This window comes from Flavobacterium sp. M31R6 (assembly GCF_013284035.1).
In the GTDB taxonomy this organism is placed as follows: domain Bacteria; phylum Bacteroidota; class Bacteroidia; order Flavobacteriales; family Flavobacteriaceae; genus Flavobacterium.
In genome coordinates this window covers 2,257,034-2,275,361 of record NZ_CP054141.1, presented here as the reverse complement: position 1 = coordinate 2,275,361, position 18,328 = coordinate 2,257,034, and the positions used below count along the sequence as shown (strand labels likewise).

Below are 18,328 nucleotides of genomic sequence, written 5' to 3'. Positions count from 1 at the left end.
TAACCCTCACCGTAAGCTAAATTGGTATACTGTAAAGTTAATCGGTAACCTTTTGATATTGCGTAAATTTATGAAAAAAAAACACTATTTATTTGACAGCAATGTTCAAACTCCTTACTCCTCATTTTTAAATAATTCTCTCTCATTTACGGGACCTAAAACGTGCCCAAACATTTTCAGTACCTGATTTACTCCAGATAAACTTAAATTGTCCTTACCTTGTTCAATCTTTCGGACAACGGTCAATGCTACACCAGCTTTCATGGCAAATTCTTCTTGCGTAAGCCCTGCTTGTTTTCGTCTCTTCTTTACAAAATCTGCTATTGTATTCATCTATATGTATTTGCATATAAAAGTAATAAAAACCACTCAATTATATTCTTTTGAATATAAAAAAGAAGACTGGACTTTATTTTGTGTAAACTCTAAAAATCCATTAATGTTTAATTTGACATCTATCACCAAATATAATCAAAAACTGATTCATGATTAACCCCTAATCCTTAATATCGCATGTTAATTAGGCATAAAAACAAAAAACCCTCAACCTTTGTTGAGGGTTTAAATACTGGCGGAGAAAGAGGGATTCAATTAATCCAAAACTCTGAATCAAAAAAACTCTTATATAATCGTATAAATACTAATGAATCCAGTGTATAGCTGGATTTTTTTGTCCTATTCATTTTGATTGGATTGGATGAAATTGGAATACATTTTATATATGTGGGCTAACCGTGGGCTAAAAAACACGACTGCCAATTTAGCTTTGTCAAATAGAAAAACAAAAAAAAATTAAATTTAAGAAATATGGCTTCAATTAACCTTATAGTTCAAAGTACAAAAAGTCCTGCAGTTATCTACATCCGTTTACGAGACGGCAGAAATATAGATCTAAAGGCAAAAACTAATTATCATATTGATCCTTTAAATTGGGATCAATCAGAGCAAAGACCAATAAAAAAAGTTAGAAAAGATATTGATTTTGCAAACTTAGATACTGACTTAAAAGATTTGAAAAATGGATTACTAAAAGAATATAATAACAGTAAAGGTGTTAAGATTATTGACAATCAATGGATTAATGACTATATAAATCCACCAAAGGAAGCCGAAATCTATTCAAATAAACTGATTGATTATATTGATATATTTATTGCTTTTAGAAAACAAGATGTAAAAGCTAGTACAATAACTAAATGTAATGGAATTAAACATTTATTAATGCGCTACCAAGAATATACTAAGACAGTTCTACATATCCGAGATATTGATGTCAAATTCAAAATGGACTTTGAAAAGTACTGTTTGAGTAAAAAATATGCTCCTAATACTATAGCAAGGAATATTCGTTTTATAAAAACATTTTGTAGACACGCTAAGTCTAATGGAGTTGAAACTAATTATCAACTCGATAATATAAAAGCAAAATACCATAAGGTAGATAATATCTACCTTACTGAAGAAGAAATCTCAAAAATAGTAAATATTCCGATAAAGGATTTGTCTGAAGGTATAGAAAATGCTCGTGATTGGTTGTTAATAAGCTGTTATTGTGGGCAAAGAGTTTCTGATTTTTTGCGCTTTGATAAATCAATGATTAGATATGAAAAAAATAAACAAGGAGTATTAACGCCATTAATTGAGTTTACTCAAATGAAAACAGATAAACTAATGACAATACCATTAAGTCCTAAAGTCATAGAAATAATGAAGAAATATGATGGTAATTTCCCCAAAAAGATTTCCGATCAAAAGTATAATATACACATTAAAAAAGTCTGTGAAATTGCAAAAATAAATGAGTTGATAATAGGTACTAAATTTGACCACGAAATAAAAATAAAGGTGGAGAAAGAATATCAAAAGTGGGAATTAGTATCTTCGCATATTGGTAGAAGATCTTTTGCTTCCAATAATTATGGAACTGTTCCAACTTCATTTTTAATGTATATGACAGGACATACAACTGAAGCTATGTTTTTGACTTATATCGGAAAAAGTAATAAGGATATAGCAATGGAATTGGCGAATTATTTTTAAATTTTAATTATTTTTTATGGTAAAGATTGGAACAGATATTTTATTGAGAGTCGACAAAATTAATTATGATTTGTCAAATGTTGTGAGTGTTTACGAGGAATTTAAATTGAGTTACTTGAGCATTAATAAAGACAAAAACGAGTTTGATTTTGTAAAAGATGAATTAATAATTTTTCGTGCTTTCTTAGAGAAATATGAAATAACTGAAGAGATCCAGTTAGAACCGTCAAAAATATCACCAGATATAACTCCTGTTATTCCTTACACAACTTTACCTAATATATCTAATCTTTTAAAGAAAAAAATATATGCTTATTATAAAATTTTAGAGCTAAATGGGGAAGAGCTTTTTGAAATGGAGTCATTTTATAAAAACCATTTTGCTTCTGTTTTTTATGACAGAAGCAAATTTTTTTCTTTTTTTAAGATCATATGTTTTGAAGAGGAACATTATCTAGATGTTCAAAAAGCAATTGACGCTAAAGAAAAATTATACAATTATCTACTTTGTCAATTGGACGACAAAGAAGATCAGATTAGATTTAAAGGCGATTTCTTAGACAATTTAAATGAACTAATAGCTGTTCAGAAACATACTAAATTCAAAATCTATTTTGAGGAGTTTTTAAATAAAATAAGAAAGAATGAATTAATGATAGATTATAGCAATAGTATACAAAATAATGATCTAATCGATGTTAATTTGAAATCTACTATATCTATAAATCTTTACCCAAGAATTTTTACAACAGATAAAGCCTTTGCGGTTTTTAAAAAATCATTGGATGAATTTGGTAATACTGATGAGAATCTTGCTAATTATAGTTTTGTTTTTCATAGAATGAAAGAAGATAATTTAATATATGATGATTATCAACAAACTCAATTCGTTTTTTTTCTTTTAAAGTTTGATATTAACATTGATAGAGTAAAAACACTTAATCTTATAGGATATAAATCTGCTAAAGAGAGAACCTATAAATTATGTATAAACTCGAATAATACCGTGTCATAAAAAACACGATAGCATTCAATCCATAACACGACTTCGCGTAGAAATTTGGCTTATAAATATAAAACATATAAGCTATGCAAAACAATGCAATCTTAGTCGAAAATTTATCAATTGAAAAGTTAGCACAACTTATTGATAAATCAGTTAAAGAAGGAATTCAACAATTCAATGAAGAGTTTCGTAAAAAAGAAAATTCCGAAGAACTCCTTACAAGAGAAGAAACTTGTCAGTTTTTTAAAATTGATAGCAGTACATTATGGGCATGGACTAATAGCGGAAAAGTTAAAGCCCATGGTATAGGTTCTCGACGTTACTATAAACGTAGTGAGTTGCTAGAATGCCTAACCTTATTAAAAAAATAAGGTTATGGAAACGAATTCACATAACCTTGATTCTGGAAAAATACAAGGTAAAGATACCCAAAATATTGATGTAAACAAATGTATCGATGCAACAATGCAAGAGAACCCGACAGAAGAAAATAAGCTGTTTGTAAGGGAAACAAATGAAGACGTAATTCAAGATAATAATAAGCTTGAAGTAGACAAAGAAAAAGTAGTATATACTCTTATTGAATTACTGGATGAAGGAGCTTCAAAATTTGAATATTTAGTAGCTCCTATATTTCCTAGATGCGGAACAGCTGTAATAGCAGGTAAACCAGGAATTGGAAAAAGTCAATTAGCAAGGCAACTCAGTCTTGAAATAGCTTTAGATAGCAAAAGTTTTTTAAATTATGAAATTAACTCAGTTCATAAAAGGGCTATTTATGTATCAACCGAAGACGACAAAGAATCTATATCCTCTTCAGTTGAAAAGCAAATAGAGGGATTAAATGAGAAACCTACTGATAAACTTAGGTTCATACTTGCAGATGCAATGGATCAAGATGAAATTTTATTAAAAATAAATGATGAGTTAAGTTTGTCCCCTGCTGATTTAGTCGTTGTTGATAGTTTTGGAGACATATTTAAAGGGTCAGACAGCAATAATAACATGGCAATGAGGAATACCGTTAAAGCATTTGATAAAATAGCTAAAAAACATAATTGTTTGATTCTTTTTGTGCATCATGTAAACAAAGCTAGTTATAAGCAAGCACCAGGACAAGAACAAATACAAGGAGGTTCTGGATTAGTTCAAAAGGTAAGATTGGCTATAATAATTAAAGAAGGGGAAGGTGACATAAGATACTTTAACGTCGTAAAAGCAAATAATTCTCCGAAGGAACTAAGAGAGAATGCGATAGAGTTATCTTTTTCTGAAGAGACACTTTTATTTACTAATACTGGAAAGCAAGTCAGAAGTGAGATGTTGAATGTCGGATTGAAAAACGTAATGAATGATACTAAGATTGAAGTTAAAAGTATTGAAATTGAAAACTTGGCTAATCAAATTTTCGGAAACAAAATTTTGTCTTATACAGATTCTTGTGATCAATATATGGTTCTTACAGGCAAAAGTTTAGCAACAGCTAAGAGAGCACATTTGGATCTAGTGAAGAGAGAAATTATAGAGCAAGTTGAAGGTGGATATAAAATAAAGGATAAAAATTTTGAAGAAGAAATTGAAGACGAGAATTTAATTGAAGAGGAATCAATTGAAAATTTGGAAAATGATTCTACAATTTTTGATATTATAGATTTGTAGTCAAGGTATCAAGTATCAAGGTGTCATAAATGTCTACAAAATGATACGTTGATACTTGATACCTTCCATATTAATAAATGGGATTATGATGTTGCGCTAGTATCGCGGAGCATTTTATCAGATAAATTTCATATTGAACTATTTTGCTTAATAAAATTAAAGTTGGAAATCTGCTATATTGTAAATTTTAAATCACTTAATCTCTCTTAAAATGTAAAAAAAAAAAATCAACAGCAGTCAATAACTATTAAAACAGTATTTTTGGGGAATATGCTAAAATGGGATAATAATATAGATTCATATGAAATTAGAAGTATAAAATATGATTCCTTTTATAACTCCAAAAAGTTGTTCAAACGAGAACAAATAGAGCTATTTGAAGCGGACAAAGATGGAATATTGTTAGTAGAATACTGGACTGACTTACCACAAAAAAAACTTGCTTTTTACTGAAGCAACAGAAAGAATTGAAAGAAAAAAGTTACCGTGGCAAACATAGAGTAAAAAACAAAATAGAATAACTTAAGAAGGGGGTTTAAAAACATATCAATATAAAATGAGCATACTACAAGAAGGAATTAAAAAAGGATATATTTCAATCAGCGATGATGAAAAGCATATCAATTATTGCAATCATCCAAAGCCAAGAATATTTACTAATCCCGAGGAAAAAGTACAAGCGGAGGCTTTTTTAAAATTAGTAATTGATTACGGTTACGACCCTAAAAGAATCAAACAATTTGTTCATGTTAAAATGGGTTCTGATTCACGTGAAGCCGATATGATTGTATATGCAGATGATGAATGTAATAAGCCACATATACTTGTAGAATGTAAAAAGCAAGAAGTTAGTGAACAAGAATTTCAGCAAGCTATAGAACAGGCATATAGTTACGCCTATGCATTACCTAACGATGTAAAGTATGTTTGGGTAACTTCTGAACTCAAAAACGAATATTTCGAAGTTGATAAAAAGAAAAATTCTAGGGTTACACAACCAGATATTCCACAATTTGGCGTAAAAAAATTAGCCAATTATAAATATGTTTATGAACCGGAATCAATTAAAAATGAAACTGGAAAACAAAAGTTTTTTGATTTAAACACAATTTCTGAGGAAGATTTAACGCGCAGATTTAGACAAGCGCATGATGCACTTTGGGCTGGTGGACAACTCAATCCGTCAGAAGCATTTGACGAATTAGATAAATTGATATTCTGTAAAATTTGGGACGAAAGAAAAGACCGTAAACCAGGACAACCATACGATTTTCAAATCATTACAATCGACAAAGAAGAAATTGAAGACCCTGCAAAAAGACGCTACAAAGAAAATGATGAATTAACTGAAAGAGTTAGAAAGCTCTACGAGGAAGGTAGAAAAAAAGATCCCGAAGTTTTCAGAGATAATATTCGTTTGTCACCTGATAAAATAAGAACTGTTGTCGGGTACTTACAAGAGATAAATCTTGGAGAAACTGATTTAGACAGTAAAGGGCGAGCGTTTGAAACTTTTATGGATTCTTTTTTTAGAGGTAATTTTGGACAATATTTCACGCCAAGACAAATTGTGAAATTTACAACCGATGTTTTGCCGATTACAAATGAATCATTGGTTTTAGACACTTCTTGTGGTAGTGGTGGTTTCTTGCTATACGCTTTAAACAAAGTTCGTAAACAGGCTAATGAATTGTATCCAAATCACAAAAAAGATATAAAACAAAACCAAAAACATTACAAGTTTTGGCACGATTTCGCAGAAAAAAATCTTTACGGTATTGAGATAAACGAGCAAATATCTCGTGCGGCTAAAATGAATATGATTATTCACGATGACGGTCATACAAACGTGATTACTGCCGACGGATTATTGAACGAACAAGAAATTCAAAAAATCACTCAAAACAAAGGATTCAAATACAATCATTTCGATTTTATCATTACCAATCCACCATTTGGATCATCAGTTAAGAAAACTGAAAAAAGCTATTTAGTACATTACGATTTCGGAAAAAAAGACAGTGATTGGTTAGATGTGAAAAGTAAAAACACCATTACACCTCGTGAAAATCAAAGTACCGAAGTATTATTTTTAGAACAATGTCATAATTTTTTGCGTGAAGGAGGCTATTTAGCGGTAGTTATTCCTGATGGTATTTTAACCAACAGTAGTTTACAATATGTGCGTGATGGATTAGAAGACAAATTTAGAATAGTGGCTGTAGTTTCAATGCCTCAAACTGCATTTACAGCAACTGGTGCTGGTGTAAAAAGCTCTGTATTATTTGTAAAAAAACAATCAAAAGTAACAACAGAAAAACTACAAAACACCAAAGCAGCAATTCAAATAAATTTGAAGGCAGAATTTGAATACCATAAAAAACTAGAGCTTTGGGAAAAAGAGAAAACTAAAAAAGTAAAAGATTTAGATGGGTTTAAATTTTTAGATACGACATTAAGTAACACCGACCAAAAAAAAACAGAAGAATACAAAACTTGGAAAGAAGAAATAAGTGCATTTTATTCTGACAAAGTAAATGCACTCAAAGAAGAATTACAAGACGCATACCAACAAGCAAAACAAACTAAATTACCTGATTATCCTATTTTTATGGCAATAGCAGAAGATATTGGTTATGATGCTACTGGGAAAAAAACGAACAACAACGAACTCGATTTTATTGGAAATGAGTTGACCAAGTTTATTATGGAAATTGAAAATAGCAAATTATGATTTTAAAAGGAATTATTGATAGGTCATTAGGGCAATTATGTTTAAGAGGTTTTGCTCCAATAAAAGAATTAGCAAGAATTTCTAAAGCTGATTACACTTACCAAAGAGATATTTTAGACAAGCAACAAGCAACAATAAGTAATTTTCTTGAAACCGAAAGCTTTCTTTTTTTTCCAGAGGTAATTTTGAGTTATAAATTTAAAACATTACTGAAGACAGATAACATAGCATTAAATAAAACACCTCTTCAATATATAGAGATAGGTAAAAACTTCACTGTTCAAGGTAAAAAAGCTGGAATAAAATTTAGACTACCAACAGCTAATTCAAGTTTCGATCTTAAAATCGCAGAATTATCAGTAGATGATGAGTTTTTAAATCAATTAATCGAAAGTAATAATGAACCTTTTCACAGAATTGACGGTAATCATAGGCTCTCAGCTGCTGAAGCGACAGATTCTTCATTTATTAGTAATCTAAAAATTCCTTTTTGTATTATTCTTGGTCAAGAGTTTTATGATGAAAACATAGTTGAAGTCGTTACAGAAGATTCAGAATATTTTAATAAATCCGTACAAGTCTACTTTCATAACATTAATACTAAAACAATACCATTAACATCTGAAGAAAATTTAAGAGGTATTTTAGGCAGTGAAAAACATTTCAATAATGATGAAATTGATAAAATATTTGACAATAATGGTTCATTAGCAAGAGAGTTAGGAAAAAGAATTATTCCTAAAGATTTTTCTTCAATAAAGTCAATTTTAGAAAAAAACAAATGGGCTTTATGTCTAAGTATATATAAACACTATGTTAAGGTGTCAGAAGCAAGTGAAAGTGAAATTGACAATGAACTTCTAATAAGTAAAGTATTTGATGCCTTACAGGCAATAAACTTACTATACAAAGAAAATAAGTCATTAAAAAATCACCAAAGTATTGAAATACTTACTTCTTTTCTTTATTTTAAATCATTTTCTTCAGAAGCAAAGTTTAATTTCTTTTCTAAATGGATTATAAATAATCATTTATTTGAGGCAGAAGAAACTACATCGGAAAGTATCATTCGAATATTTGACAAAATATATCAAAAGAAAAACATTAGTGTTTTTGTTGCAATGCCTTATTGGAGTCATCAAAAAGTAAATGAATATAATAAACTGTTTAAAGAAGCTTTAGCGGAAATACAAAGTAAAGCAAAATCAAATATTGTTTTAGATTTAATTCCTATAATGAGATTTAAAGGTGCCAGTGAAAGAATTGATAAAAGACTTTTAGATTGTATTAAAAAATGTGATGTATTTGTTGCAGATATAACAGAATGCAATCCAAATGTACTTTTCGAAGTTGCTTATGCAGAAGGTTCAGGTAAACATAAACTATTAATTAAGGCTGAAAGTGACGATTCAGTACCTCCATTCGATATGGATAAAATGCAATGGATTCCATATGATAAGGAAAGTTACTATTCTTCTATAAAATCAATTTTGATTAATAATATATCCGCAATTTTAATTGATAATTTTGATGTTCATATTTAATATACAATGACATTTAAACTTCCAGATAATATAGACCCCAGCAAAGTTTTCTTAATCAATCGTTCTGAATTAGAAGGACGCATTGACCCCAATCAATACCATATTGAAAGGAAAGAAGCAATTGCAAAACTAAAAAAGAACAACCAACTTTTAAAATTAAAAGATGTTGTAAAAAATGTAAAAACAACAACTACGCAAGTTTCAGAAAGTGATATTTATATTGGTTTAGAAAATATAACCAGTAATACAGGAGAATATATTGAAACCAAAGACAAACTCTCAATAAGTAGTGCGGGAATATTCAAAAAAGGACAAATCTTGTTTCCAAAATTGAGACCTTATTTGAATAAAGTGTATTTAGCTGAATTTGATGGAATATGTTCAACAGAATTTCACATTTTCAAAAGTGATACTTTTCTAAACGAGTTTCTTACCATTTATTTAAGGTCTGATTTAATTGTAAATCAAACCAAACATTTAATGACTGGCAATACTTTACCACGTCTTCAAACTGATGATATAAACAATCTGCCAGTTCCAAATATCTCAATCGAAACACAGCAACAAATTGTTGATTTATACAATATTGCCTACTCACAAAAACAACAAAAAGAAGCCCAAGCCAAACAACTTCTCGAAAGTATTGATGCTTATTTACTCAAAGAATTAGGCATAACATTACCTGAAAAAGACAATAGTTTAACTAATAGAATTTTTAGAACTTCTTTTAAAGAAATCAGTGGAGGACGATTTGATCCAGATTATATTACTAAACATAATTATTTAGTTTCTAGAGAATCAAAATTTGATTTTATTGATTTCAAGAACGTTTTAATTAAATCTCCTCAATATGGCGCAAATGAAGAAGCTATAGATGGGGATTTGAATAACGACACAAGGTATATTAGAATAACAGACATCGATGACTGGGGAAATTTAAAAAAAGACACTTGGAAAACTGCCAATAATATCAACCCTGTTTATATCTTAAATAATGATGATATATTAATTGCAAGGACTGGAGCTACAGTAGGTAAAAGTTTTATATATAAAAAAAATAAATTTCAAGCAATTTTTGCTGGCTATATGATTAGATTTATAATTGACAAAAAAAAGGCAAACCCAGATTATATATTCTATTATCTTAATTCGAGTTTTTATAAATATTGGATTTCAGCTATTCAGAGGCCTTCTGCTCAACCTAATATTAATTCTGAAGAATATAAATCATTACCAATAGCATTACCCCCATTAGAAAAGCAAACAGAAATTGTAAACTATATTCTGTCGATTAGAAATCAGGCTAAACAATTGCAAAAAGAAGCACTGGGAATTCTTGACAAAGCAAAACAACAGGTAGAAAAGATAATTTTAGGATAAAATAATATGAAAAAAAAACATTTATTCTAAAACGTAAAAATAAAAATTGATATGGAAACACAATTTCAATATGTAGTCGATTTAGCAAAGCAATACAATGGATATACAGAAAATCCAGAAGTTTTGTATTTGGCTTTAAATAACTTACCTGAAGAAGTAATTACTGAAGTTTACAATGACTATGGTAATCCAGAAAATAGATTTCAACCAGTTAATTTATTACGTGCAGAAATCGCAAGACAAATTTTGAATAAGGTATACATCAATGCTGATTTTGTAAATGATATTAAAGATAAAATTAGAAATAAGGATATAGAATACTTTAATCATTTGACACCGGAATTTCGAAATGAATTATTGGCTTATCCAGTTGGTAAAAGAGATATGTTTGCAAACTGGCAAAAACCTTGGTCTATTTTACATACTTTTTTCTACAACAAATGGACAAAACAAAAAGAAAACGTTCAAAATTATTTAGATCAAATAGGCAAAGACTTACTACAAAAGTTAGAATTAAAAGATTACACATATAGTAAATTTGATTTTCAAGGACCTTCTAATTTTGGAGATGTTAGGTCTTGGATTGCTATATTTCCAATGATCAAAAAATCACATAAAGATGCATATCAATTTTTCCTCAACTTATGCAGTAGCCCAGAAGTAGGAATTGTCGCTGGCCACTCTTTAAAAAATGCAAAACCAGACCAATTTAAAAAAGTTACTAGTTATTTAGATGTAGTAAGATTTTTTGAAGAAATAAAAAATGAAATTGTAAAATTAAATAAAGAAAGTAGAAATTATTTCAAGTTTGCACCAGGAAGTCAAGCTTCAGAATGGGATGAGTTTTATAATGAAGGTATTATAGCTGTAGATTACAGTAATATGAAAGTTGGAGATATTTCAAATTGCAATTCTTTGCAGGAAATAAACGAAAAAGCAAGTTTGCCTTCTGATAGTCAATCTAATCAAACTTGGAATCTCTGGATTTTTAAATCTGCTAATAAAGGAGATGTAGTTTTTGCCAACAAAGGGGTTAACACCTGTCTTGGGATTGGTATTATAGAAAGTGATTACTATTATGATGAAAATTCAAATGGTTACAATCACCGAAGAAAAGTAAACTGGATAACAGATAAAGTATATCAATACAAATCGAACACGCATAAAGATTACAAAACACTTTTCAGACCAGATACATTCAGTCCAACTAAGCCTTGGGAATTTTTGTTAAAAGAGTATGCTAGAATGTACCCAGAATTAGTACCTGTTTTTCAAAAACAAAATCTAATTTTCAATAACGAACAAACTGTAAAAACGGATTTCGTTGAAGAAGAAGTTGAAGATTTGGATGAAATTGAAATTACGGAACCAATAAATTTTTGGTGGCTCAATGCTAATCCTAAAATTTGGAGCATAAATAATTATAAAGAGGGTGAATTACAAACCTACACAACCCACAATGAGAAAGGAAACAAACGTAGGATATACAAATACTTCGAACAAACTAAACCTGGAGATTTAATTATTGGTTACGAAAGTACACCAACCAAACAAATCAAGGCAATTTACGAAATTACCAAAGGCATTCACAACACCGACAAAGGCGAAGAAATAGAATTTGAATTAGTAGAAAAATTAGAAATTCCCGTAAGTTGGAATGAACTGAAAAATAATCCTGCTCTGCAAAATTGTGAAGTATTTATAAATAACCAAGGAAGTTTATTCAAAATAACGGAAGAAGAATATGACATAATTCGCGAAGTAATAGACAACAAAAATATTATTAATGAAAAATTACTTCAACATAGCAACATAAAGAAATACAAATTCTCTGAAGATGCTGACAAACCATTTATCAGTGAAGAACAGTTTTTAAAGTCTGTTTCATTATTAAAAAGAAAGAAAAATATAATTCTACAAGGTCCTCCTGGTGTTGGTAAAACTTTCATTGCTCGAAAACTGGCGTATGAAATTATGCAGGAGATAAAAGATGCAAGTATCGAGATGGTACAATTTCATCAATCCTATAGCTATGAAGACTTTATTCAGGGATTAAGACCAACACAAAAAGGGGGATTTGATTTAAAAGACGGTGTTTTTTATACATTTTGCCAACGAGCATTAGCACATCCAGAGAGACCATTCTTTTTTATTATCGATGAAATAAACAGAGGTAATTTAAGCAAGATTTTTGGTGAGTTGATGATGCTAATTGAAGCAGATAAAAGAGCTGAAAAATACGCTTTAAAACTAACGTATGCTGAAGATGAAGAAGACCGCTTTTTTGTTCCCGAAAATCTATACATAATCGGAACAATGAACACTGCAGACCGCTCATTGGCAATAGTAGATTATGCTCTAAGAAGAAGATTTGCATTTATTGGTTTACAACCGGATTATGGTGAAAACTTCCGCACGTTCTTATCTTCAAACGGGCTTTCAAACGGTATGATAGAACACATTAGTTCATCAGTATTTAAAGTAAATGAAAAAATCAAAGCAGATAGTAATCTTGGAGAAGGTTTTCAAATAGGACATAGTTATTTTTGTAATTTTTGTAATGGGGAAGATGAAAATATGTGGTGGCAGGAAATTATTGATTTTGAGTTAAAACCATTATTAGAAGAAATATGGTTTGATGAATTGAATAATGTTTCAGATATGATAAGATTACTTTCAAAATAAAAATGAAAATTCCAATTGAAAACATATACTATCTTTTATGCTATGCTTGGAACAAGCTAGAAGAAAAAGAACGCGTAAACGTGTCAGTTGATGATAAAACAGAGTTACTAGACCTGTTTGCTAAAATTCTAATTAACGGAACTAAAATACTACTCAAAAGAGGTGTCGATAGGAGTTACATAGATTTTACAGATGAAATTGCGGGAGTAAAAGGGAAAGTACAAATCAGTCAGACTTTAAAAAGCAATTTACTCTTCAAACAAAGAACAATTTGCACCTTTGATACTTTTTCTTCTAATATTTTAACCAATCGAATTTTAGTATCTACAATATATTCATTGTCAAGAACTAAAGGACTTGATAAGGATTTAAAAAAAGAATTGATTACACTTCAAAGAATGTTTTCAAGTATTGAATTAATTCAAATAAATAATTCACTTTTCAGTCAAATTAAACTAAATAGAAACAATCGTTTTTATGGGTTTTTAATTAATGTTTGCCAAATAATCTATGAAAACACTTTGCCATCAGAAGAACAAGGAAGTTATAAATTTACTGATTTCACAAGAGATGAACGCAAAATGAATCAACTCTTTGAGGCATTCATTAGAAACTTTTATAAAATAGAACAAAGTAAATACAATATTGTAAAAAAGGAAACAATAAACTGGCAATTTGAATATGAAGAGATAGATAGTTTTCAGTTTGTTCCAAAAATGGAAACGGATATTACATTAGAAAACAACTCCGAGAAAATCATTATTGATGCTAAGTATTATCGAGAAACAATGATAATCAACTATGATAAAGAGAAAATCAAATCAAATAATCTATATCAGTTATTCAGTTACTTACTAAATCAAGAAGATAACACGCCAAAAACGGAAAATGCAAAAGGAATCCTTCTCTATCCTACAATCGAAAAGGAGTTTGATTTACAATACAAATACAAAACCCACACAATTGAAATCAGAACAATAAATTTGAATTCTAATTGGAAATTAATTTCAAACCGATTGAAAGGGATTATATAAGATTGATGTCTTACTTATAAAATCGGTTATCCTTGGCTGAAATTAGTAAATAATGACATTCTGATTGCACTAAAAAAAACTTTCACAAAATTATTAGAGAAAATAAAAAAGAAGAGATTTATCTTACGAGATAATGCTAACTTCATTACTCTTTCCTAGAGATAAAGAAAAATATGATATTTTTTAAGGAAGGTTATTGATATTCTTCACTTCAAAATTAAATAAGTCAGAAACACTGGTATTTAAAATCTTTGCCAATTGATATATTGTAACAACCGAAGTATTAATAATCCCCCTTTCAATTCTGCTTATCTGAGAAATTTCAACGCCTAATTCATTTGCAAGTTTCTCCTGCGTAAATCCCTTAGCTAAACGAATAGCTCGCAAGGTATTTCCGAATTCAATTAAGATGAGTTTTTTATTATGATTCTCCACGAAATAAAATTCGTGGAATTAAGCATATTGCAAATAAGCATATTTGCCTATATTTGAAACATTTTGCATTCTGAAATAAAATTCACCTTCCATTACACATTATAACAATAATTCGGATACCCAATGCCGATAATAAAGTAGGGACAAATTAAATAAATTATGAAAAAAACAATTGTAGTATTGGTTTTATTGGCTCAAAGTATTTTTGTATCAGCGCAAGATAAAATTTTGACTCACACTGGAGAAACGATCGTTTGTAAAGTAACAGAACTTACAGATGGAAGTATTAAGTATAAATTTGAAGGAGAAGAATTGATAAATAATATTTCCAAAAATCTTGTAAATGAAATAAATTTTGCAAGTGGCAGAACACAAAAAATATCTGAAAAAGTTGTTATTAATGGAGAATCTGATTGGAAGAAAGTCCAAATTACTAATCTTGAATCTGATATAGATGGTCTAAAGAAAAAAGGAGAATATATGGCTAAAGCTTCAAGCGGTTGGAGTACTACTGGAGAAGGAAAGATGCAAGCACAAGCTATGGAAAAATTAAAAAAACTTGCGGCAAAAAATGGTGCACATATTGTCCTTATTCTTACCATTACAAGTAAAGGTGGTAGTTTTGGTTTTAGTGGAGGCACCAAAGCAAGTGTGACGGGAGTGGCTTATGGCTATAATTAAAACAATAATAATTTAAATTAAACAAAATGACATTAACTATAGTAATAATCATCTTAGCAGTACTTGGAATTATAATCTATTCGAATAATGAAAAAAAAGACTTAGATAAGCAAAATTCTGATCCAATAATACGTCACCAAAAAGCAGAAGCAAATAGAAAAGAACTTGAAGCAATTAAGCAGAGAAATTTGGACAAAGAATTTTATATATCTTCTAAAAATGAAAAAGATTACACTAATAACCTAATTAAAACTAAAGGGTATTATGTTGCAAAAATTGGGAGTAACGACGGATATATGTTTTTTTATTTTAGAAAAGATGGATACGTTTTCAGAGATTTTCAAAATAAATTATTAAATACTGAAGCTGTTACCGACACAAAAAATTACGTAAAAAGAATGTATGGTATTTTAAATGGATTGACAGATGAACATTTAGGAGTCGACTTTGGAAAATATTATGTCGAAGGAAATACGGTGTTTATAGATTTTTTATTTACTGAAAAAGTTGGCAGCTTAGGACATCCCGAACTGGAAAGTTCAATATCAATTATTGGAAAAATTAATCATTTAAACATTGACGTTAAAAAAGCAACGTCTAAATTTTACAAAAGTAGCTTACGAATTTTTGAAGAAAGAACTTTCATTGAACCGGAATCTTTTTCGTATCATGAATAAAACCTAATTGTATAAATTTATCTCAAACCTAACTCCCAAGTTAGGTTTTTTTATTCTATCAAGATTCACTTTTCTTTGAAAAAAAATTTTTTTTTTCAAAGAGCGAGATTATCCACCCACCAACCGCCCTGCTTTTTTGAATTGGGTGATCCCCCGTATGTCTAATTTAAAAAAGAAGAACCATGGTTAAAATTTTCGACGTAAAAACATTTACCACAGAAACAGGAAAAGTATTATCGATGCTTATTGTTCAAGGCGGTTTAGAGCCTTTAGTAAGCAACAAGACAGGAAAGATCTATCTGACGATGCGCAAGGCTAACATTTCAACGACATTTGATGAAGCTACTTGCAAATCCCTCGTCGGAACAGAACTGCCAGGAAACATTGAGAAGGTTGCGTGCGAACCTTACGAATACATTGTCAAAGAAACAGGAGAAATCCTTACACTTAAGCACAATTGGCAGTACATTGATGAAGACCTTATGAACGCACATTCACAGGTCATAAAAAAAGAATTAGTCAATTAATAAACAAAAGCAAGAGAGCATCGAAAGGTGTTCTCTTTTTTATTTAAACTAAAAACAAAAGTTATGAAACTACAAAAAGCCGAAAGGCATCAAGTAAAATTACGTATCGGACTTTCAGGTCCCAGCGGTTTTGGGAAAACCTACTCCGCATTGTTATTGGCTTTCGGTATCACTAATGATTGGAACAAAATTGCTTTGATTGATACAGAAAATAAATCTGCAAGTCTTTATTCCCATTTAGGGGATTTTAATGTACTCTCATTGGATGAACCATTTGCTCCTGAACGTTATTTAAAGGCTATACAGATATGTGAAGAATCAGGCATGAAAGTTGTCATTATTGACAGTATTAGCCATGAGTGGCAAGGAAAAGGCGGCTGTTTGGAAGCTCACGAACAGTTAGGGGGTCGATTCCAAGATTGGGCAAAAGTTACACCTCGTCACCAGTCTTTTATAGATGCTATCATCTTATCCAAGTGTCATATTGTCGCTACTTCAAGGAGTAAAGTGGATTATAGTCTTGATAAGGATGGAAATGGAAAAACGAAAGTGATGAAGTTGGGAACCAAGTCTATAACCAGAGAAGGATTTGAATACGAACTTACAGTCAATTTTGAGTTTCTGAATGACAAGCATTTAGTGTCAGCATCTAAAGACAGAACTGAATTGTTTTCGGGAAAACCTGAATTCATTATCAACTCCTCAACAGGAAAGAAACTAATCGAATGGTGTAATCAAGGTATTTCTGTTGAAAGAATCAAGGAAGAAATCAATTCCTGTGACACAGCAGAAGGATTAAAACTGATCTACAATAAATATCCCAATTTGAGCACAGAACTCTACCCTGTAGTAATGGCTCGAAAAGAAATGCTTGACAATGTCTCAGCTCAAGTAATCTACGAAAATGAAATAATTCAAAACCTAAACCCCCAAAACAATGAATTTAGTATTAAATAGTATAGAACATCAAATCATTGATGAAGCGGAAGTGATTGTTTTCCCAAAGCGTAATTTTATCGAAGCCAACACAACGGAAGTTTCCTTGGATCATCTAAAAAATGAATGCACAATTCCAGTTTTCGCCAAAGACAATGAATGTACCATTAGTCATTATGAATTCATCAATAATACTAAAGAAGTTCTTGAAGATATTCTTGGCTACAAAGGTGTTTTAAAGCCTGATATTCGCGTGTCACACGTAATAAAGGGTAGAATTCCATCCGCTATTGGTAAGCCCGCACTACAGCTCCTAGAGCACGAGAAGACCATATATTACGAGCGTATGGCATTCGTTATTGAAATTCCAGAAATAAGCGAAGTTATCAACGGTCAAAAGCTCAATTTAACCGTCGGGGGAGTAAGAAGCCACAACCAAGAGAACTTGTTTTCTAAAAAATCCTTGGAAAAATTCAAAATATTTGTGGGCTTTAGCAATACAGTCTGTACAAACTTATGTGTCAGTACAAGTGGTTTGAAAGAGGATATACGGGTCAGCTCCGTTTTAGAATTGAAAGGTAAAGTTTATGATTTGATCAACAACTATAATAAGAAAGAGCACCTGATTAGTATGGAACGAATGTTTAATTACTCTTTGACAGAAAATCAGTTTGCCCATTTGATTGGGAAAATGAAACTCTTCCCTTATTTGAGCAAAGAAGAGAAACAGACTTTATTTCCACTTGCTATAAATGATACCCAATTAAATATTGTGGTGAGGGATTATCACATTGATGCTCACTTTTCTAAATCAAAGGACAGTACGATTAACTTTTGGAATCTCTACAATTTACTGACCGAGGCAAATAAAAGCACTTACATCGATTCCAATTTGGAAAGAAATGTCAATTCATATCAGTTAATCAATAACCTCCTAAATTCCATAGAAAATCAATCTCATAATTGGTTCTTGGATAATTAATTCTATGA

At 30.2% G+C, this 18,328-nt stretch carries 16 protein-coding genes; 14 read left to right on the top strand and 2 right to left on the bottom strand.

Features of this window, described 5'->3' with window-relative positions:
• Positions 1 to 114: 114 nt before the first annotated feature.
• Positions 115 to 333, bottom strand: coding sequence for a helix-turn-helix domain-containing protein (locus HQN62_RS09490; protein ID WP_116795471.1), 219 nt, complete (start codon positions 331 to 333; stop codon positions 115 to 117).
• Positions 334 to 807: 474 nt separating this feature from the next.
• On the opposite strand from HQN62_RS09490, the gene HQN62_RS09485 reads away from it, so the two are divergent.
• The 9 genes from HQN62_RS09485 to mcrC all read left to right on the top strand — a co-directional run bounded on the left by HQN62_RS09485 (position 808) and on the right by mcrC (position 14,082).
• A complete protein-coding gene (locus HQN62_RS09485; protein WP_173504173.1) occupies positions 808 to 2,040 on the top strand; it encodes a tyrosine-type recombinase/integrase in 1,233 nt (410 codons plus the stop codon).
• A gap of 16 nt (positions 2,041 to 2,056) precedes the next feature.
• Positions 2,057 to 3,055: a hypothetical protein gene (locus HQN62_RS09480; protein WP_173504172.1), complete on the top strand. Its 999-nt coding sequence runs from the start codon at positions 2,057 to 2,059 to the stop codon at positions 3,053 to 3,055.
• A 74-nt stretch (positions 3,056 to 3,129) separates the two neighbouring features.
• On the top strand, positions 3,130 to 3,417 hold the full coding sequence (locus HQN62_RS09475; RefSeq protein ID WP_173504171.1) for a helix-turn-helix domain-containing protein: 288 nt from the start codon (positions 3,130 to 3,132) through the stop codon (positions 3,415 to 3,417).
• A gap of 4 nt (positions 3,418 to 3,421) precedes the next feature.
• Positions 3,422 to 4,705 carry an AAA family ATPase gene (locus HQN62_RS09470; protein WP_173504170.1) on the top strand — a complete coding sequence of 428 codons (1,284 nt, stop codon included), beginning with the start codon at positions 3,422 to 3,424 and terminating at the stop codon, positions 4,703 to 4,705.
• 556 nt (positions 4,706 to 5,261) lie between these two features.
• Positions 5,262 to 7,439, top strand: a complete 2,178-nt coding sequence (locus HQN62_RS09465) for a type I restriction-modification system subunit M (protein WP_173504169.1) — start codon at positions 5,262 to 5,264, stop codon at positions 7,437 to 7,439.
• Complete coding sequence (locus HQN62_RS09460) at positions 7,436 to 8,983, top strand: hypothetical protein (protein WP_173504168.1); 1,548 nt, start codon at positions 7,436 to 7,438, stop codon at positions 8,981 to 8,983. The genes HQN62_RS09465 and HQN62_RS09460 overlap by 4 nt, the downstream gene beginning before the upstream one ends.
• A gap of 6 nt (positions 8,984 to 8,989) precedes the next feature.
• A complete protein-coding gene (locus tag HQN62_RS09455; RefSeq protein ID WP_173504167.1) occupies positions 8,990 to 10,363 on the top strand; it encodes a restriction endonuclease subunit S in 1,374 nt (457 codons plus the stop codon).
• A gap of 51 nt (positions 10,364 to 10,414) precedes the next feature.
• Positions 10,415 to 13,048 (top strand): AAA family ATPase, encoded by a 2,634-nt coding sequence (locus tag HQN62_RS18855; protein WP_217362479.1) that lies wholly within the window; start codon positions 10,415 to 10,417, stop codon positions 13,046 to 13,048.
• A 2-nt stretch (positions 13,049 to 13,050) separates the two neighbouring features.
• Positions 13,051 to 14,082, top strand: coding sequence for a 5-methylcytosine-specific restriction endonuclease system specificity protein McrC (mcrC, locus tag HQN62_RS09440; RefSeq protein ID WP_173504166.1), 1,032 nt, complete (start codon positions 13,051 to 13,053; stop codon positions 14,080 to 14,082).
• A 183-nt stretch (positions 14,083 to 14,265) separates the two neighbouring features.
• On the opposite strand, the gene HQN62_RS09435 is transcribed toward mcrC, so the two are convergent.
• Positions 14,266 to 14,517: a helix-turn-helix domain-containing protein gene (locus tag HQN62_RS09435; protein ID WP_173504165.1), complete on the bottom strand. Its 252-nt coding sequence runs from the start codon at positions 14,515 to 14,517 to the stop codon at positions 14,266 to 14,268.
• A gap of 159 nt (positions 14,518 to 14,676) precedes the next feature.
• Here HQN62_RS09435 and HQN62_RS09430 point away from each other — a divergent pair, with 159 nt between their 5' ends.
• The 5 genes from HQN62_RS09430 (at position 14,677) to HQN62_RS09410 (ending at position 18,320) form a co-directional block, all read left to right on the top strand.
• The gene (locus tag HQN62_RS09430) at positions 14,677 to 15,198 is read left to right on the top strand and encodes a P-loop NTPase family protein (RefSeq protein ID WP_173504164.1); all 522 of its coding nucleotides are present in this window, start codon (positions 14,677 to 14,679) and stop codon (positions 15,196 to 15,198) included.
• 26 nt (positions 15,199 to 15,224) lie between these two features.
• Positions 15,225 to 15,875: a hypothetical protein gene (locus HQN62_RS09425; protein WP_173504163.1), complete on the top strand. Its 651-nt coding sequence runs from the start codon at positions 15,225 to 15,227 to the stop codon at positions 15,873 to 15,875.
• Positions 15,876 to 16,057: 182 nt separating this feature from the next.
• Positions 16,058 to 16,402: a hypothetical protein gene (locus HQN62_RS09420; RefSeq protein WP_173504162.1), complete on the top strand. Its 345-nt coding sequence runs from the start codon at positions 16,058 to 16,060 to the stop codon at positions 16,400 to 16,402.
• 63 nt (positions 16,403 to 16,465) lie between these two features.
• On the top strand, positions 16,466 to 17,359 hold the full coding sequence (locus tag HQN62_RS09415; protein WP_173504161.1) for an AAA family ATPase: 894 nt from the start codon (positions 16,466 to 16,468) through the stop codon (positions 17,357 to 17,359).
• Positions 17,340 to 18,320 carry a DUF3871 family protein gene (locus HQN62_RS09410; RefSeq protein ID WP_173504160.1) on the top strand — a complete coding sequence of 327 codons (981 nt, stop codon included), beginning with the start codon at positions 17,340 to 17,342 and terminating at the stop codon, positions 18,318 to 18,320. Before HQN62_RS09415 ends, HQN62_RS09410 begins: the two co-directional genes overlap by 20 nt.
• Positions 18,321 to 18,328: the final 8 nt, after the last annotated feature.

Bases quoted from the DNA above. Each gene is read 5' to 3' on its own strand.
- HQN62_RS09465 (WP_173504169.1), top strand. From the start codon at position 5,262: ATGAGCATACTACAAGAAGGAATTAAAAAAGGATATATTTCAATCAGC.
- HQN62_RS09410 (WP_173504160.1), top strand. From the start codon at position 17,340: ATGAATTTAGTATTAAATAGTATAGAACATCAAATCATTGATGAAGCG.
- HQN62_RS09490 (WP_116795471.1), bottom strand. From the start codon at position 333: ATGAATACAATAGCAGATTTTGTAAAGAAGAGACGAAAACAAGCAGGG.
- HQN62_RS18855 (WP_217362479.1), top strand. From the start codon at position 10,415: ATGGAAACACAATTTCAATATGTAGTCGATTTAGCAAAGCAATACAAT.
- HQN62_RS09420 (WP_173504162.1), top strand. From the start codon at position 16,058: ATGGTTAAAATTTTCGACGTAAAAACATTTACCACAGAAACAGGAAAA.
- HQN62_RS09415 (WP_173504161.1), top strand. From the start codon at position 16,466: ATGAAACTACAAAAAGCCGAAAGGCATCAAGTAAAATTACGTATCGGA.
- HQN62_RS09460 (WP_173504168.1), top strand. From the start codon at position 7,436: ATGATTTTAAAAGGAATTATTGATAGGTCATTAGGGCAATTATGTTTA.
- HQN62_RS09470 (WP_173504170.1), top strand. From the start codon at position 3,422: ATGGAAACGAATTCACATAACCTTGATTCTGGAAAAATACAAGGTAAA.
- HQN62_RS09430 (WP_173504164.1), top strand. From the start codon at position 14,677: ATGAAAAAAACAATTGTAGTATTGGTTTTATTGGCTCAAAGTATTTTT.
- HQN62_RS09480 (WP_173504172.1), top strand. From the start codon at position 2,057: ATGGTAAAGATTGGAACAGATATTTTATTGAGAGTCGACAAAATTAAT.
- HQN62_RS09485 (WP_173504173.1), top strand. From the start codon at position 808: ATGGCTTCAATTAACCTTATAGTTCAAAGTACAAAAAGTCCTGCAGTT.
- mcrC (WP_173504166.1), top strand. From the start codon at position 13,051: ATGAAAATTCCAATTGAAAACATATACTATCTTTTATGCTATGCTTGG.
- HQN62_RS09475 (WP_173504171.1), top strand. From the start codon at position 3,130: ATGCAAAACAATGCAATCTTAGTCGAAAATTTATCAATTGAAAAGTTA.
- HQN62_RS09455 (WP_173504167.1), top strand. From the start codon at position 8,990: ATGACATTTAAACTTCCAGATAATATAGACCCCAGCAAAGTTTTCTTA.
- HQN62_RS09425 (WP_173504163.1), top strand. From the start codon at position 15,225: ATGACATTAACTATAGTAATAATCATCTTAGCAGTACTTGGAATTATA.